The sequence below is a fragment of the uncultured Coprobacter sp. genome, assembly GCF_947855755.1.
Taxonomy (GTDB): domain Bacteria; phylum Bacteroidota; class Bacteroidia; order Bacteroidales; family Coprobacteraceae; genus Coprobacter.
Genome location: NZ_CANUAR010000026.1, coordinates 21,011 through 40,826, shown reverse-complemented (window position 1 = coordinate 40,826; position 19,816 = coordinate 21,011). Strand labels below are relative to the sequence as shown.

The following is a 19,816-nucleotide window of genomic DNA, read 5'->3' as shown; positions in this document are numbered from 1 at the left end:
CCTACATTTTAATACTCCGTAACTAAATACCCTGTCGGTCTGAAAATTTTCACATCGGGACGAGATAAAGGATCTAATCCGTTAATCTCGAAAGTATATTGTTCTCCCGGTTTCAGATCGGGTAACTCCAATTTTTTCACGCCTGTAACGGTCTTCCAACACACTGTATAATTTTTTAAAGTATAAGAAGGCAAATCATCTTTTACCCTTAAAACTACCTGAGCCTCTTCTCCAGAAGCTCGTATATGTAAATTTTCTACATATATAGGGGCAGCCAATCCTTTATATACTTGAAAAGAAGGCTTTTTGTCAAACCACATCGATGACAAACCGTGCACTCGTGACTTATATCGTCCAAAACCGGCTTCACCGACATGTGTACGATAATCGTTCAATGAAAAATAAATCACCCCGATAATAAACCTGTTTTTAGCCCACTGGTCATAATGATAAGCCATTTCTACAACACGACGTGCATCCGCTCCCACAAAACGCGGTTCGCACAATCCATGTTCCGTAATCAACAGAGGACGTCCTTTTAAAGCACGATTGTTAATCAACGCCAATTTATCGGGTGTCTCCTCTCTATTCTTACCATGCCAAGTCCCGGTGTAATCGTTCCATGTAGGAATATCGCCTAAAAGAGACTCGTCATTCTCAAGGCGATCAAATATTTCATTTGAAACTACTGTTACAAACCGTCCTGAATCATACTCTTTAGCATGCCGAATCAATCTCCTGTAAATATCTTTATCCGTATTATAAAATACTTCATTACTTACTCCCCACGAAATGATCGACGGATGATTAAAATCTCTTTCTATCATTTCGTCTATCTGTGACTTCGCCAAATTCTCCAATTCCGGAGTCAGATTCCCCGGAGCCTGCCACCAAGGAATTTCTTCCTGAGCCAATATTCCCTTTTCGTCCAACAAATCGAAATAGCGTTTATCATATTGCCAATGACAACGGGTAAGGACACAATTCAATTCTTTTATTTGTTCCACAGCCTTTTCCATAACCCACAACGGTTCTGCCATACCGAACTCAGGATAACTGCCCGGCATATATTCTATTCCCGGAAGTCGAACAGATTCGTTATTCAAAAGAAGCGTATCTCCCTTAATCTCGACTTTTCGTATTCCGAAACGTGTTGTATATGAATCCGATACTTTACCCTTCTGTACACTTTTTATTTCCAACGTATATAAATGAGGAGTATCGAAGTGCCACAATTTAACATTATCCAATCCGAATTTTAATCGAGATATGCCGTCTTTCATATCGACATCAAACATTTTTTCAAAAATGGTATTCCCCGATTTCCATTCTTTGATAATTACATCATAAGAAAGCTTCTTTATTTCCGGATTCCAACTTCTCACCTCTATATCCATATCTGCGGAACTATTACTAAAATCTATATCATAACGAACAAACGCAGAACGAACTGCCGGTTTTTCCAAAGCTAAAAGTTTTACCGGTCGAATAATCCCCCCATCATTCGGCCAATCGAATTTAGCTTTATAAGGCAGAGCATGTTCAGAAAAAGAATTATCGACAGACACTGTTATTCGATTTTCTTTCCCATATTTTAGTAAACGAGATATGTCAAAAGAAAATTCCGTAAATCCCGATCCCGAATGTGTACCCGCTTGTTTTCCATTAACCCAAACAACAACATCCCGATATACCGCATCAAAACAAAGACGGACATGTTTACCCTTCCAATTCTCCGGGACAATCGTTCGCTTTTCATACCAGGCCTTTCCGAATATACGTTCCGTTTTATCTTCTACATTCCACGTATGAGGAACGGTTACATCTCGCCCGAATTCAAAACCTTCCGTCCAAGAATCATAAGATTTATAATCTCGCTCTAATGCAAATTTCCATACTCCGCAAAGAGACATTTCATCACGAGCAAAAAGACTTCCCGATATAAAAAATAAAAAGCTAAAAAAGACGATACAATATTTTATAATTATATTTTTCATACTTTCTATTTTAAATTCCAAATTGTTTGTATATTCATTTTCTCACCTTTTACTCTGATAATTAAAGGATAGCAAGGTTGTGTCTCTTGTCGTTCAGTGTGTTTTTTCGTTATAACTCCGGGATTAGTGGGGGGTATCCCGGGTGCTACCCCGGTATAAAGTTCTATTTCATCACAGCCAGGCTCGATTCGTATCTCTGCATCAGACGTCTGTATAGTAAATTTTCCTCGGACAATACACCGTTTCATATTCTGGATTTTTTCATATACAGGAGCATCTGTTATGGCTATTTCTTTCCCTACCCAAGGAAGATCCAAAGGTTCTGTAAACAACAATACATAATCATAAACATGAGATCTCGACGACTCGCAAACAAAATTATCCGACAACCGATTTTTTTTAAGAGTCACACAGCGTCTCATCTTTACACCATTATACGCACTATCCACTTCTGCTTCAATTGTACCTCCGGATGAAGACGGTAAAAAACGAATCAATTTCCCTGTAACCGGAGCTTGATCTTTACCGTCGACCGTAACCGTATTATGCGCTAAAGATTTTCGATACCAAGTTGTAAAATCGGGTACACCATAAGCCGACGTTCCCAAATCGGGTAAAATTTCACGTTTCCCGTTGTGAATAGATATGGATAGCTTATCCGGATGCCCGTGCCCACCACCATACGGTCCATATTTTAAAACGACTGTTTTATCCTGATATCTTAAAACACCGACTCCGAGATCTTTAAAATAGGTACTCTTTCCATACTCGGGTTTTCCTTTTTGCACCATCGATACCGGATTGAATAAAGCCTCAGCGGAAGTTCGGCTGACAAAACCATAACAACGTTCCAATATATTGCGGAATAACGGATTATGAGACCTTGCATAAGCCAATTCATACAATTTAGTCTGCGCCAAAAGCGATTCTCCGTACCAACCGTCATTATGCGCCGGAAAAGAAAGATCAGCATACACTCCCCGTGCAGGAGAAGCCAACATATCCAACAACTTACGATCATACAAATTTATATTCCGGCAACGCAATGCTTCGGCAGATAACAACATAGCTCTTAAAGGGTAATAATGGTATGTCGGAGAACCTTCATTCCACCAACCGTCATCGTGCACATGCCTTTCCATTAAGGCATGATATCCGCATTGTTTGTCATTCAGTGCAATATCGACTATTCTATCATCTTCCAAAGCAACTCCTAAAGCAATCAGTCCGCTATTATGCCATACCTGCCAATTTCCTCCACCTCGACGTTTAAGCAACAATTCGGCACAAGGTCTCAAATAGCCGGTTTCTATTTTTTTTACTTCACCGGAAGACATTATCCCCTTTGCAACTGAATAAGCCCGGGCAGCATCGCTCGCCCAAACCGACTCATCAAGACTTTGTCCGAATAACTTACCGCTATTCAAGCCGGTTGCCACACGATTCGTATTATGTTCGAAATAAGTAGGATATTTATATGCATAATCAAGCAACATGTCACGGATATAAGTTGCATAGACCGTATCTTTCGTCGCCAAATACAAATAAGTACAATTCTCCAAATATTGCAGATTCTCCGCATGTACCTTATTTATCCATGCCCAATCATAACGCTTGTTCTCTTTCCAATATTTCTCACATGCAGAACAATAATGCTCATTCGGTTTATCCCATTCGAAACTAAAAGAAAGGTTATGTATCGGACAAAAATAATCATGGAGATGGCCTCCCTCCAACAAAGGAACTTCCATTTTATGGGAACGACGTTCATTTACTTTTTCTTTCATCGATTCTATAATCACACTGCCCCATAAAGTATTTGCCGAATTTCGAATAGCAATCTTATCCGAATCCGAAAAAAAATAGTAACCTTTCTGTGCATACAAAATATATGGGAAAATAAATATTCCGATAATAATGAAAGTTCCCATTTTAACAAGATTCCCTATTCTCATATATTTCTCTTCCTATCGTGAAACGAACCATTTTTCAATCGCTCTCAAAACGACCTTATGCCCTTCTGCATTAGGATGATTCGACTGACTCATGTATTTGTGAAGATCTTCACCTTCTTTAGCCAATTTTATAAACATAGCATAACTATCGACCAACCCCAGATGATATTTCGATGCCAAATCACGTATTTGCCGGGCATGCTTGGCTAATGGAGTATTCTCATCCAAAATATTTTCAGTAAGATCGGGTGTAGGGGTCATTAAAACGACTTTCACATTCTGTTTCAGAGCCTGCTTAATCATTTTCTCCCAAGCTTTTAATGATCGTTCCAATCCTATACTTCTGTCATTCAATGCATAATCGATAAATAACAAATCCGGATGATGATTTAGTACCTCCTTCTTAAATCGTTTTTCTCCCTGCTCAGACTGTTCTCCTCCGATAGAGGTCGTAATTACATTTACTACGGCATAAGGATAATATTTTTTTATTGCATGAAGGACTAAATGCGGATAAGCACTTAAAGTATTCACAACGGGAGTATTGGCATAACCGGACGGAACACTGTGACCATGAAAAACAATATTTATCGTCCGGTTATGCGGCCATGTCTTTACTAACTCATTTCTCAAATTATTAACATAGCTTCCTGTTGCCGATTGGGCATTTACAACACAAACTATACAGACACCAAATATTACCGATACTAATCTTTTGATAAGCATAAAGAGATCTATTTAATTAAACAATACATCGACAGCCTGTTCGGACAGTTCTTCTTCCGGATGAAAATCAGGACTGCTTACATACTTCTTCAAACTATATAAAAATTGCCGTGCCACAGGTCTTTTATCCATGTTACGAATCAAATCTATTGTACAAATCAACAATCTTCCTTTTCCGACTTTAGCCTCAGCTACCAACCCCAGTTTATTATTCTTATTCCAGTCTGGAATCATCTGCAACAACGGCCTATAAGTCGAAGGAGTATGATCTAAATTCATTAATTTAGAAGGAATTACCAAATCCCACCACTGCCAGTTAGAATGAAACTCCGTAGGGAAATATGCATATAACGGGTGTGAAGGATCGCACAAAATACCCAATAGTTCAGGAGGCATACCAGACCAGACCGCATTCCATGAAATCCCGGAGAAACAAGATGAAACCGTAGTATGGACATCTGCAGTATCTGCAAGTAAAAGTACCTTACCTCCCTGTTTCAAATACTCTTTTATTTCGGCATTCCATGAATTTGCAATTTTTATTTCAGAAGGGAGCTTCACTTCTGGTAAAACTGCCGGATATACCCATATATCCCATTGATTCCGATATGAAGTTCCAGCAATACCGAACACAAGTTTCATTTGTTCTGCTTTTTTAATTCCTTTCAGTGGAATTTTTATTTTACCTAAAGAATGCGGACTACCGATCGGTATATCTTTTGCCGGAAGTTTTCCCTGTGCATATATTTTGCCATCAGGGTATTCTAAAGTCCATCTCAACACAGCCTTTTTTATATTAGATTTCCCAAAATTCGCAATACGTGCCTCGCCGGTAAAAACCGAATCATTCGTCCAAACAAATGACGAGGTCAACAATAGCGGAAGACAAGGGGAAACCATACTTTTAAATTCATCTGCAGTAACATACGGTTTCGAATCCCAAAAAACATCTACCACACCCACAGGAGACGTTCCCTGACCGGGAAAATCATTCAACTGCAACAAGTGATACCCGGCCATACCCGGCGTACGATAATAAGATTCAAACTCCTCTTTTTTTTGTATTAAGTGGAACTTACCTGACGCCAGTGTAAACTCCGAAGCCAGATCCAACATGTGATGATCGCGCAACGATTCTCTGAATATCTGATAATTATATGGCTTAAGAACGCCTGTATATTTTTTTATCTCATCATAATTAGGGTAAACACACCATTGTCCTATTTCATGCGTAATCATCGGTATCGGGTACTTTTTCACGTATTCCGAATAATCATATAAAGTATTCAAAGGAGCAACATTAAAACGGCTTTTTAAACCTTCTTTCCACCTGTGAGGACGTGCCCCATATAATACATTATATTGATTTTCCGGGACATAGGGATATGCTGCACTTCCCGTATAAAGATGCCTGGTATCTCGTTTCCAATGAGTTACCAGCTCTGAAAGAAACTCTTTTACTCCCGAACCGCAAAGTTCATTTCCCTCACAGAAAAAGACAAACGAAGGATGATTCCCATATTCTTTGAATATCCGGTCTGCCTCACGACGGAGAAAATCATTAACGGCTTTATCTTCTCCTACCGTAAAGCGCCAATCGGAATTTTCTATTTGCAAATAAATTCCTAAACGATCGGCAACCTTAAATGCAGCTTCAGGAGGACACCATGAATGAAAACGGACACAATTCAATCCGTAATCTTTACAGGTTTTCAAAATCCGAAACCATCCCGATTCATCCATTACCGGATATCCTGTCAACGGAAACTCGGCACTGTTGACTGTTCCCCGTATAAATATTTCACGCCCGTTCATCGTAAAGCGAGTGCCTTTTACACCTACTTCACGCATGCCGAATTCGACCTGTTTCGTATCAGAATAAGATTTTTCTCCGTTTTTAACGTTCAATGAAAGTTCTAATCGATAAAGATTCGGATCAAACTCATCCCAAGTTCTGACCTGATCTCCGAGGAATAAATCCATTTTCAAAATGATAAGCGAATCTTTGCCTACCACAGAAACTTTCTTCTCCGGAATATAAATAAGATTATCCACAGTTCCCCCCTTAATTTCCAGATCACCCTTCAACGATAGCTTGTCGCAATTATTGAAAGTCACTTCCAAACGGACTTTCTTTCCTTTAATATCAGGATATACTTGCACATCCGAAATATATACTTTATCTGTCGCCCTTAGCTCTATTTTTCCGATAATACCGTTCCAGTTAGTTTGCGTTTCGGCACTGATGGCATGGCTATACTCAATATTATAAATCAAGTCATTATTTACACGTAAACGTATCGTGTTTATCTCGCCGGGTCTCAGGAATTTTCCCAACATATAAACATGAGGGACTGACAGACTTTCCTCCCGTCCGACATAAACTCCATTCACCCATAATTTAGTTTCCCAGTGAACTCTTTCAAGAAATAAAGAAATCTCTTTCCCCGCCCAATCTTCCGGAATAAAAACCTTTTTTTCATACCATGCCGGACCTTTATATTCAAACATTCTTGTCAGCCGTATAGAAGAGAGTCCTTGTGTACGAATTCCTTTACCTGCTTCATCGGTAGAACCGGGTAATGTAATTGTTTCGGCAAGAGATGGAAACATCTGCAACCCATTACTTTGGAGACCCATTCCGAGAGGATCTGCTTTAAATGACCATATTCCGTCTAAAGGAATTGTATGATATCCCGGTTGGGCTTGCATCTGAAATGCAAGTCCGACCAGAAAAAAAGGAAGAAAAAAAACTAAACGTTTCATGAGAGTGTATTTTCAAGGTATATTAAATTATCCTTATTAATTATATTCAACGACCGCAACTACAGGAAAATGATCTGACGGATTACGTGCCTGAAATGTATTCTCCACATTCTTTGCCGGAGTCCGATAAGTATCGGTCAATATTCCATACCGATCGACGCGAAAATGTGACGTAAGAAATATATGATCGATACGAGTCGTTGTTTTCCCATTCGGATTGAAAGCATTAAAAGTTCCCGTTACAGCATAACGGATATCGGCACATTCATACGCATCCGACAACATTTTCGAATCCACGATTGTCATATAACATTTACTATTCTGATCTGCATTAAAATCGCCAGTTAGGATAACAGGCAATTTACCTCCGAGTTTTTTGATCTGTCGTAATATTAAAGATGCACTTAGGTTTCTCGATTCTACCCCGACATGATCGGCATGTAAATTAAAAAACATAAATATAAATCCAGTTTCCTTTTCTCGGAACTTTCCCCATGTACACAATCGTACCTGATCGGCATCCCATCCCAAACTGGGGTGATCGGGAGTAGAAGAAAGCCAAAAATTTCCTTGATCTAAGAGATCAAAACGACCCGTCTTATAATAAATGGCCGTAAACTCTCCTCTTTTTATTCCATCATCACGCCCTATTCCGATATAATTATACCCCGGCAACTCAGTTTTAAGTCCTTCTACCTGATGATATTTTCCCTCTTGTGTTCCGAATATATCGAAATCGTGATAACGTACCAAATCGGCAATAATAGGACAACGTTGTCCCCATCCGTTACCATTAATCGAATCATTCCGATTTGCAAATCGGATATTATAAGAGGCAACTTTCATCTGCCGAGCTTCCACAACAAAGCAATAAACGAAAAAACAGATCAGATATAGCACCTTCTTCATAAACAAAATCCTTCTTTATTATTACAAAAATAAAAAGACCTTTTTACAGATAGAATGGAGAATTATCCAAATAGAATAGAGTATTTTATGATTTACTTAATAATCAATTTCTGAATCTCAACTCTTCGTCCTGTATTTAATTTCAATATATAAATACCTTTATACAAGTTATTTAATGACAATACTGAAATTTTAGAATACGGATTTACCGAATAGATTATTTTACCGTTCAAATCAATCACGGATATTTCGTCTAACGGGATCTCCGAACGGATAGTAATTTGATTTTTTGCAGGATTTGGATATACAGAAATTCGAGAATCGATAACAGATTCAATCATTCCAGCATCGGTAAGATCTTTTATTTTTCCGACAAAAGTGACTATCGATGTCGCCGGCATTGTATAATTTTCAGTAGCAGCAATATCTTCTCCCCGTCTCAAGGCATCATCCGGATTATTAGTAGTAATATAAGGAGTGAAGTGCGTAATTCCCATATTTTCTGCTAACCCGGCTACATTTATACGTATCGAACGTGAATTCGTTGACGCGTTTATTGCAACAATAACAAGTTCTTGTTTTTCTTCATTAATATATGCTGAAACCATTTGATTGGCAATTGCATCGACAGCAGACATATTGTCAGAACGTACTACATCTATCCTTTTCATACCCGGACGAATAAACCGAGAAAAATTTCCTAAAGCATAAAGTAACTTTGTGGGACGATACACTCCGTCGGTACGCTGACTGTTTAAAATATAGCGGATCAAAGCAAAACGTTCTTCATTGCCACTACTTGCATCTTTTTCAAATGTTGTCCACCATTGCCAACCAGAACAATCTGCCTCTACCAAATCATTATGAATAATTCGTGCCAAAGATATTCCGCATTCCATCGGGGATAACGTACGAGAAGCTCCTCCGTTATGAACGGCTTTATAACCGTTTCCTAATAAAGAATATTCCGTTTGCCAATATTCTAGTTCCGGATCGGTTTCTTCTATTTGGTCTCTCAATGCATTTCTCTTCTCTACAATATCCGTAGCAGAAGCATCTGTCCAATAACTATGGGAAGAGACATAAGATGAAACCGAAGGAAGATCTTTTATCTTAAGAGCAGACCGATCATTCCAAAAATTATATAACTGATTTGCATAATCTCCGGAACTTTCTTTCAATAAATAATTCATCGAGCCGGCTTCCGTAATAAACAACTTGGTATCGATATTTCTTTTTACAAACTCAGTATCGATTGCTTTAACAACATCCGAAACCTCCTGATTCGTCCAAGGAGAGCCCTCTTGTGATACTACCTCCCCGACAGAGGTTGCATCCCACTCCCATTGGGGCTCATTCAAAGGACTAATATATTTAAAATTAATCCCTTCTTCTTTAAAATGAGAGACTACATCGGCAAGAAATTTTCCAAAATCACCAAAATGTTCCCTTTTCAAAATCGTCGATTTAGCATCTCCATATTCCCGAAAACCCAAACCTTTTACTGTATAATAGACAGGAGGTGAATTTTGCCAACCTATAATATCCGGCACATTATATGTTTTCACAGCTTTTTCTAAAAACCATCGTTGTCCGGCCTGTTTCGTCCAATCATAAGTAGTCATATCCGGATTTAAAAAACATTCAGTACGACGTGTTTCATCTGAAATGCGGCTCTCTTCACCTTGTTCCGAAGTTCCTGCTCCTATATTAAAACGCCATGAAGATAATCCTATTCCTTTCGGAGTTCCATTCGACAAAGTATCACAACTAAACAATAGTTCAGCTAAATGCTCTTTCTTACTATCCGGAAAATATTTCCCTATAAACTGAGTACTCCAGCCATCCGATGCCCCGAAATTACGTATTGTTTGCCTTATTTGATCTGTATAGATTGTAAATTCGGTAAAATCACAAAATTCTGCACTCCAATCCTGAACTTCTGCTAAAGAAAGTGACCGTTGTTCTAAAGTTATCTCATCAAGAAGACCGGTACACGTATTTTCTCCACAGCCGAAATCTATATAGGAAAAAGGGTTCTCTTTTTTTGTATATCCGGCAATTTGTTTTCCTAAAACCCCATTTATATAAATCCGGTAATAAGGACTACCTCCTGCACTAAAAACCTGTACCAAAGATATGCTGTTCCATTTGCCGGAATACAATGGAACAGTTGCCATTTTGCCAGTAGTTCGGGACACCCCGTCTTCTCTAATCTGAAATTCAAACACGGCTTGCCCCGAAGTAATTTGTGAAACAAGCAACAAAGCTTCATCATTATTTTGACCTTGGAAACGGACCAATACCTTACCGGCATCCTCCTCTTTAAACAAATCTTTAAAATATACAAAACTAAAAGATAACTCTTCTTTCATTAAATCGCCAATTTGCAAAGACATTCGACTATCACTTTTAATGTCGGCAACATATCCTCTTACATTATCTTTTGTTCGTTCCACGTTTAAAGACGAACTTTCAATATTTTTCATGTCATCCTCCAATCCTGTTTCAAAAGAAAACCGCGCATAAGCTGTTTCCCCGCCATCAGAAACAGAAGGCTCTGGTAACTCCTTATCTTCAGCAAGTGCTGCAATCTGGTTAACGGCAAGAGCCGTATGATATATTTTTATATTATCGATACGACCGCTCATCGAATAACTTGTCTCGGGATTACATCCTAAAAAACATTTAGAAATATTAAAATCAGAAAGGTTCAACAATGTCTCAAGCTCTCCCGACAACTTTCCATTTACATAATATTTTACTTGAATTCCTTTGAAAACAAGAGCAAAATGATACCACTGGTTATTTTCTAAAGGTTCTCCTGCGATCGAACGATAAGTTGAATAAGGCTTATTATCAATAACGATATAACTATCGTTTCCCCATGATGTTTTAGGAGTTAAATAGATATTGCTTCCGTCATCGGCATACAATGCTAAAAACATCCGCCAATTTGCATTGGGATCGATATCTTCCCTTTTCCCGAAAAACGAAATAGTCATTTCATCCGATAATACATCGCCTTTTAACTGTAAACAACCTTTCGAATCGGCATCAAAATACAAAACTTTTCCTTGCCGCATATCATCCGACACTACAGAAGCTCCGTTTAATGCATCGGCAACAACATTTCCTAAACAATCCGATACCGTACCATCTTCAAAATTTATATCTGCAATCGGCTTTGCCTTATTATCGACAGTTGACCATACGCATACCGGCAAAAGGTAAGATAAACATATAAATAAAATCGTTCTTTTCATGGTTCTCTTTTTTAATATTCAAGATCAAACAATAATGTCTTCGAGCCTCTATTAAAGGAACATCGAAGACATCATTTTAATAACATCATTAATGCAAAACGGAAACAGTTACCAAAGCCTGTTGGGTCAGTTTAGGATTATTATTCCCCATAAAATTATAATCTATCGTATAAGTAACGTCTCCTTGTGAAAAATCTACCGAAGTTACACCCGATATTTGCTCCACTCCGTCAATCGTCACACGACAATTTGTTCCATCCAACAGGTTCGGATCATTGTTCATCGTCTCAAAGACCGGAATTACATTACTTAAATCACTGCCATCTGCCAATTGCAATGTAATATTATACCGGTTATAATATGCAATATCACGCGTTATAGTACCAGCCACACCATTAATAGAAAATTTTGTCATCTTCGGAATCATAACCGGAGCTACATAATAATTAGAAACGACTCCGGATGCCGTAATAACTCTGAAATTTTGTATTTTCAATTTACCATCCTGAACAAATTCGACAATTCGAGAGGCTGTAGAACCTGATACTATTTTCTTTTCTTCTCCATTCGGATTGATCCAATACATTTCTGCAAGATTCGATGATAACTCAAAATTGACCAATTGTTTTGCCTTAATCGAATTAAATGTCGCATCTCGCCACGCATCAAATAATATCGGGCAAAGTAACGAATCTGAAGAAATAAATTCACCATAAGAACTATAATAAACAGTTCCTGCATATTCAGACATTCGATATAGATTATTGATTTTCAAATTATCTAAACCTCCGTCCAATGCTACCACTTTAATAGTCACAGAATCGACAGTAAACTCCCGTTCTCCATTCCCATTTATAGAAGAAGCCACCCATACGGCATTGAATGTTCCGGGCTCTTGATAAGAATAAGAAAATGTTCCGTCAGAAGCCGTTGCAAAACCGGTATCTCCTTCTTTTCCATATACATGATTAGCATCTCCCGGATAAACGACATAATACTGTCCCGAACCTTTATTGACAAAACGAACCGATTCGAAAGCATCATAAGTATCTTTTTCTACCTCAAAAGCAGCTTCAGGAGCAACATATAAATCCCGGAGGTAACCATTTTCATCGCATGAAGCAAATATCAGAACAGTCAACAGGCAATATATAACTTTTATCGTCTTCATAATATCTTTCTCCATTTTATTAATATCCAAAATTCTGTTCTATCACCCCATTGGAAATAGTTATTTCTTCCTGAGGAATAGGAAATATTTCATTCACTCCTTTTCTGAAATATTTTCCCCGCTCTCTGATTTTTCCAGACGGTTGTTCTACCGGAGCATTTTTATACACAGATGCCATTCTCTCACTTAAAATACCTAAACGTGCAATTTCAAACCAGCGATCAAATTCTCCCGCCATCTCTATTCGTTTTTCTTTTAAGATAGCATCCCGCGTAACATCATAAGGAGCATAAGCTACATCTTGAAAATTAGCAGAAGGGATCGATATATATTGAGAATTAGGATTATTCGGATCTAACAATTTACGGGCACGTTGACGAATCTTATTTACGTAATCAACCGCTTTCCGAGATTCTCCGGTTTCATTCAATGCTTCGGCAAACAGAAGCAACACTTCCGGATAGCGCATTACTCGATAATTCCGCCCATTTGTAGAGCCCTCGCTACGGAATATATAGTATTTGACAAAAATCATTCCATTACCATAATTAAACCAACCGATTTGAGGAGAGGTTTCCTCTTGTTTATAATATTCACTGATCGTACGCCCTGTAATGGTAAATAATCTCCGAGGATCATTCTGAAATTGATTATCCAAATCTGACGTCGGTGTAATAGCTATCGTCGAAGCAGTCCCTCCTAACGAATTTATCAAAGATCCTCCACACGGCCAACTTTCATTTGTTGAAATTCCCGAGCCAGAATAATCATAATGATTTATTTCAATTAGTGATTCAGGCGAAAATTCACCTTCAAGTCGAAATATTTTATCGAACTCATCCAATTGGTGAATACTCACGACATCCTGTCCGGCAAAAACAGTCTCCTTGGTTGCCGCAGGATCTAACACCAAACGTTTTGCCAAAGACTCCCATGATTCATCCGGATAATTTTCATCAAATTTCAATATCTGATTATAAGTCAGATTTTTACCCTCAATAAAAAATTCCCCTATTTCACGAGCTTCCTGCCATTTCTCTTCTTTATCTACCGATGATAATTTCACTCCGGGTGATGCTTCATACACCAAAACCTTCATCAATAATCCCAAACCTCCCCCGACACCTATCTGACCGGCTTCTGTTAACTGATAACGGCTTCTACGCAAAATCAAGGCTGCCTCACGCAAATCTTTCTCGATATAAGCATACACTTCATCTAAAGAAGATCTTGGCACTACCATATTTCCTAAATCCACATCTTCAGGCTGTATAGATACTCCACCGAAAGTCTTCACCAAATTAAAATAAAAGAGAGCTCTTAACAATTTAGCCTGTCCCAATACCTCACGTATCTCTTTCTCGCTTGTACCATTAGCCCGATAATCAACATAAGGAGCAGATCTGATCACTTGATTTGCCTTATTAATACCCTGATAATTTACCTGATAGCGTTGCAAAATATAAGGATTCTCAGTATTAAACTGGAAATTAACCAACTGACTCATATCATTGACCTCAACATCCTGCTTATTCCATGAATTATCACTCATAGCCTCACCGAAAATAATCTCGCTCAACTGATATTGTTGTGACTGCATTAAATCATAAATAGAATTTAATCCGATACGTAAATTATTCAGATCTTTATAAAAAACATCACCTTCTATCAACCCGGTCTGTTCAGGCTCGAAATAGTCTTCACATGACGAAAAATACAACGGGCATACTGCTAAAAGAATATATATCAACTTTTTCATATCCGAATATTTAAAAATCAATTATTACGCCAAACATATAGGAACGCGCCTGAGGATATACTCCTTGATCGATACCCAAATAAAGATTATTACTTTCTTGTCCCGATGTTTTACCCACTTCCGGATCTAAACCATCATAACCGGTAATTGTAAAAAGGTTCGTAGCGGATGCATAAACTCTCAAATTACTTACAGACAACTTGTTAACCCATTTTTTAGGGAAAGTATATCCTAATTGAATATTTTTTAATCGCAAGTACGAACCATCTTGTATATAAAAATCGGAATTTCTAAAATTCATCTCGTTCTTACTTCCATCAGAACTGGGCAACGGTACTGTACCATTCAAATTAGCTCCCCAATGATCCCGGTAAGCAGGATTAGCAGGGTCGGGAACAGGTCTCCAAACCTTGTCAAAATAATCTTTCGCCACATTGGAATAGCTCAAATAGTTCAGATTTTCCCATCCTCCGCTATAAGATACATTGGAATAACGGAAATACCGTGTCACATCATAAATCTCGTTGCCGGCAACGCCTTGAAAAAACATAGATAAATCAAATCCTTTATATTCCATATTGATATTAAATCCGTAATAAAAGTCAGGATTAGGATTCCCGATGAACGTGCGGTCACTATCGTCAATCACACCATCTCCATTTACATCTACAAATTTCATATCTCCGGGAGTATAAGTCGATCCTGAAGAAAATACAGGTACTTTAGGCGAACCATCGCCATTAAAATCAGCTTCCGTCATAATTCCTGCAGTTTTCCATCCATAAAAACAGGCAATAGGAGCTCCTACAACAGTCTTATTTACATAACCGAGATTATTCGGACTACCTAAATCTCCACCATAAATGGCATCGTTATTTCCTCCTAAAGAAGTTACCTCATTTTTTACTTTCGTGAAATTCCCAGATACTTCAAAATTAAAATTTCCTATACGGTCTTTATAAGAAAGTTGAACTTCCCAACCTTTATTTCTTACACTCCCGGCATTCTGCATTGGAGTAGAAGTATATCCTGATGAATAAACGATAGGAACGGCAACAAGCATATCGTGTGTATCTTTTATAAAATAATCGACCGATGTAGAAATACGGTTGTCCAGAACATTAAAATCAAGTCCGACACTGGTCGATTGAGTCCGTTCCCATAGAATATCGGAATTGCCATATGAAGATATACTCATACCCGGCTGTATTGTAGGCATCCCTACCCCATATATATAAGTAGCTGATTGCTGTCCGACATAAGTTCCGTAAGCATTGTTTCCAATACGATTATTACCTAATTGTCCCCAACCGGCACGCAATTTCAATAAACTGATCCAATCTACATTCTGCATAAATGATTCAGAATTAATCTTCCAACCGGCAGATACGCTCGGGAAATATCCCCACCGATTTTTCTTTGAAAACCGAGAAGATGCATCGGCACGGAAATTCGCTTGTAATAAATAACGATCTTTGTAATTATAACTAATACGTCCCAAAAGCCCTAAAGCTGTCCAAGATGTCGTATATCCCGATGTCGATTGTGAAAATTGCGCAAAGTTCAACGCATTTAATTCATCATCATATCCTCCATAGCCCGTACCTTGAGCCCATGTACGTTTCATCGTCGAAGTCTCCATTGTCTGCCCGATCATTACCGAAAAATCATGGTCTCCCCATTTCGCCGCATAGTTCAAAATATTATCCCAACTAATATTATCGGTAGTAGTCGGATAACGTTTCACATCATATTTTATAGTACCTACAATTTCGGGATTTACGTTATAACGGTTAAACTGTTCCTGATCGGAGGCATAATTCGAATAACTGGCACGAGTAGAATATTTCAATCCTTTTACAATATCCCAATCCAATGTTATCTGACCGATAAATGTGTTGATATACGTGTCATAAGTCGTACGACGAAGATTCTCAACCGGAGTAGTCCAGTTATAACTCTCATTTTGGTCATAAATAGGTGTAAGCGGATTATAATTTATAGCCGTTTTAATAACTCCCCACGTTCCTTCTCCGACAACTCTACGATCTTCTCGTGCATAAGTAAGATTCGTCCCAAACGTCAAATTCTTCAATAATTTAGCGTTCATCTTTCCGTTAAAAGACTTACGTTCGTAATTCGATTCTTTTACAATACCATCCGTATTCTGAAAATTACCACTGACATAATAATTCAATTTATCATTACCCCCATATAATGCAATATTATATTTTTGCATTAATGCGCTACGAGATAATTCGTCCCACCAATTAACACCTTTGTCTATCAACTCCTGAGTTTCGGGTTTCACTTTCATTTGTCCTGTAACTTCATCATAATCCGTAACAATATTCAGATTATTTACAAAGTCGGAATAATAAGCAAAATCTTGTTTATCCATTAATCCGGGATCTTTCCAAGATTCCTGCCATCCCAAATAAGCATTGAAATTCACATTCAATATTTTCTGGCTGTTTTTTCCCGATTTAGTAACAACGAGTACAACGCCATTTGCCGCACGAGAACCGTAAATAGCCGCAGAAGATGCATCTTTTAAAATTTCGATAGATTCTATATCATCTGCTGACAAATAATCGATATTATCCATAGGTATTCCGTCAACCACATACAAAGGATCGGAATTATTGATCGTACCCATTCCCCGAATACGAACAGTAGAACTAGCACCCGGAGCTCCGGAATTCTGCACAATTTCAACTCCCGCAGCTTTTCCCTGAATCGCATGCATAACGTTCGTTGCCGGCAATTTAGCTATCTCATCTGCCTTTACCGAAGCAATAGCTCCGGTCAAATCGCTTTTTTTCTGGACTCCATACCCTATAACCACGACTTGATCCAACTCCTGCGTCGATTCCTGTAAAAAGATAGTAATGGAAGTTTTTCCGTCTAAAGGTTGCATGACGGTTTTATATCCTACATACGAAACCTGTAAAGATGCATTTTTATCTTTCACGGTAATTTTAAATTGACCGTCCAGATCACTCATTGTTCCGGTGTTCGTCCCCTTTACTTGTATCGAAGCACCGATAATAGGTTCTTTGCTGCCTGCATCTACCACTTTACCCGTTATCACCTGAGAATAGACAGGCATAACAAGCATAATCATGAATAATAACAACAAAGCCTTTATTTTTCTATGGCTTAGCATGGTTAAAACTATTTATGTTATAAAATAAAAATGGACCGGAGAAAATCTATTGTTTCAAGATTCACATTGCATTAAAATATTTATTATCAATGCCTTTTATTAATCTTTTTAAATAATACGGGACTGTGTAAAATCAACAGTCCCATATCAACTCAATTTATCTAATTACAATTTTTTCAACAACCTGATGTCCGTCGGCCAACACAACTTTCACAAAATAGATACCATTAAGAGCGGTAACATCGATACTGTCTGCTGCCGTTTCCAATACTTGAGCACCGGAAAGATCATAAATTTGTACCGTTTTTATATCCTGATGTGTTGTGATGAAAATTCTTTCGGTTGCCGGATTCGGATAAACCGTTACTTTAGCCGCTACGACTGCAGGGTCCTCTATCGCACTCGTTCCCCCCAAATCATATTTGTAAAGAGCTTTTGTCGATGTAGATCCGAAATAAAGATTATTATTGATATTATAGAATCCCGTAGGAGAACCGTTGTCCGGTAAATCAACCACTTTAACAGGAGCATTTTCAATACCATCGATCATCCATAACTCATTATTATTATTTTCATCTTGAGCCTTAAAGAATAATTTCCCATTTATCTCCCTAAAATTAGCACAATTATCAGCTAAACTCCCGGCAGCAATCTCCGTACCCCAAAATTGACGTTGATAAATACATGTGTCCAAAGTTGAGGTCGGCGCTAACCACAGACTATAACCTGAAGCATATTGGGTAGCATCATCCGGCATATAATATCCCCCATTGGCCTGAATCATCAAATATCCTTGATATACAAAGAAATCAGCATTCGATCCCCAAGAGTCTAATGATACATTTCCACCCCAATGATTAATATCATAAATCATACGAGGATTTACGCCATCTTCTATAGGCTTAGTCAAATCCCAAAAACAAGGCTCACAACCATGAATGCCGTCCTTTGCCCGAAAATAAATCGTATCGCCAATTGCTATCGGATAAGCAAATTCTGTCGCAGAAGGTAATCCCCCTGTTTCTCCTTTAGCAAAATCAAAGCCTAACCATTTTGTCCCCTCCGGAGTTCCGTCGCTATACCAAATCTCACTTCCATAATCCTGACCGACTTGTTCTGCTACTGTCTCGGCACGAAAAACCACCATCTCATCATTTATATTACGTAATGCTCCTATCCCAGCCGGACCGGTTCCAAACGTACCATCATCACTCGGTCTATTATTAATATCTTTCAATAGCATTGTCCCTTCCGGAGTTCCGTCGGTAATCCACAACTCCTCGTTATGCTCAAGATCGACTCCTGCAAAAAAAGCTTTATCACCTACTACCTCAAAATAACTTTTCATCGGAATACTGGCTATACGAATTGTACCCTCTTCAGTACCATCGGATATCCAAATCCAACTTTCTGGAGTTTCAGGATCGACAACAGGCATCATCTCACTTTCCTCATCTCTTGCCGTAAAAAGGACTTTGTCTCCAAGTATAACCATATTCCCCGGTTGAGAACCAATATTTCCGGGATAAATATCCTTTACCATTTTCGTACCTTCTACCGTTCCATCCGAAACCCAAAGTTCTCGACCATACTCAGCAGTTTCTGCTGTAAAAAAAAGTTTTCCATTCACCCATTTCAAGCTACTCGGTTCTGAACTTTCAGTTCCCGGAATAATATCCATAAATAATTTCGTTCCTTCCGGAGTCAGGTCTGTGTACCATAATTCACTTCCATGATCTGCATCCTTTCCGGCAAAAAATAGAAAATTCTCAGTTCTTACGGCATGTTCTTTAGGACCTAACGGATTAGCAACAGACATAACACTCCCTAACTCCAACCCTTCTGGAGTCAGACGAGTCATTCCTTCTGGTAAAACTTGTGCCGTTACAGACGAAGTAATTGCCAAAGCACAAACACACCCTGCAAAAAATTTCAAATTACGTTTTAGATAATGATGTTTCATGGCTTAAAATTTTTAATTATAAAATTTATCTGATAAAACCGACAGTAATTATTTAAGATAAATAATTGTCGATCTTAGATTTACATTACGAAAATACAGTTATAAAAAGTATAAAGAAATGGATAATTTCACAAA

10 protein-coding genes are annotated in these 19,816 nt (G+C 38.2%); all 10 read right to left on the bottom strand.

All coding sequences use genetic code 11. The features are described from left to right. Nucleotides 1-8: 8 nt before the first annotated feature. The 10 genes from Q0093_RS12395 to Q0093_RS12350 all read right to left on the bottom strand — a co-directional run bounded on the left by Q0093_RS12395 (nucleotide 9) and on the right by Q0093_RS12350 (nucleotide 19,681). Nucleotides 9-1,997, bottom strand: a complete 1,989-nt coding sequence (locus Q0093_RS12395; RefSeq protein ID WP_297930934.1) for a glycoside hydrolase family 2 protein — start codon at nucleotides 1,995-1,997, stop codon at nucleotides 9-11. 5 nt (nucleotides 1,998-2,002) lie between these two features. Next, a complete protein-coding gene (locus Q0093_RS12390; RefSeq protein ID WP_297930932.1) occupies nucleotides 2,003-3,952 on the bottom strand; it encodes a heparinase II/III family protein in 1,950 nt (649 codons plus the stop codon). Between the two features lie 12 nt (nucleotides 3,953-3,964). Further along, nucleotides 3,965-4,678: an SGNH/GDSL hydrolase family protein gene (locus tag Q0093_RS12385; RefSeq protein ID WP_297930929.1), complete on the bottom strand. Its 714-nt coding sequence runs from the start codon at nucleotides 4,676-4,678 to the stop codon at nucleotides 3,965-3,967. A gap of 12 nt (nucleotides 4,679-4,690) precedes the next feature. Further along, nucleotides 4,691-7,444, bottom strand: a complete 2,754-nt coding sequence (locus Q0093_RS12380) for a sugar-binding domain-containing protein (RefSeq protein WP_297930926.1) — start codon at nucleotides 7,442-7,444, stop codon at nucleotides 4,691-4,693. A gap of 36 nt (nucleotides 7,445-7,480) precedes the next feature. Then, nucleotides 7,481-8,353 (bottom strand): endonuclease/exonuclease/phosphatase family protein, encoded by an 873-nt coding sequence (locus Q0093_RS12375; protein WP_297930923.1) that lies wholly within the window; start codon nucleotides 8,351-8,353, stop codon nucleotides 7,481-7,483. A 92-nt stretch (nucleotides 8,354-8,445) separates the two neighbouring features. Continuing rightward, entirely contained in the window at nucleotides 8,446-11,619 is a 3,174-nt protein-coding gene (locus Q0093_RS12370; protein ID WP_297930921.1) for a glycoside hydrolase, read from the bottom strand. An 88-nt stretch (nucleotides 11,620-11,707) separates the two neighbouring features. Then, nucleotides 11,708-12,790, bottom strand: coding sequence for a hypothetical protein (locus Q0093_RS12365; RefSeq protein ID WP_297930918.1), 1,083 nt, complete (start codon nucleotides 12,788-12,790; stop codon nucleotides 11,708-11,710). A 19-nt stretch (nucleotides 12,791-12,809) separates the two neighbouring features. Further along, nucleotides 12,810-14,549, bottom strand: a complete 1,740-nt coding sequence (locus Q0093_RS12360; RefSeq protein ID WP_297305089.1) for a RagB/SusD family nutrient uptake outer membrane protein — start codon at nucleotides 14,547-14,549, stop codon at nucleotides 12,810-12,812. 10 nt (nucleotides 14,550-14,559) lie between these two features. Beyond that, nucleotides 14,560-17,718, bottom strand: a complete 3,159-nt coding sequence (locus tag Q0093_RS12355) for a TonB-dependent receptor (protein ID WP_297930916.1) — start codon at nucleotides 17,716-17,718, stop codon at nucleotides 14,560-14,562. A gap of 157 nt (nucleotides 17,719-17,875) precedes the next feature. Then, the gene (locus Q0093_RS12350; protein ID WP_297930913.1) at nucleotides 17,876-19,681 is read right to left on the bottom strand and encodes an ELWxxDGT repeat protein; all 1,806 of its coding nucleotides are present in this window, start codon (nucleotides 19,679-19,681) and stop codon (nucleotides 17,876-17,878) included. Nucleotides 19,682-19,816: the final 135 nt, after the last annotated feature.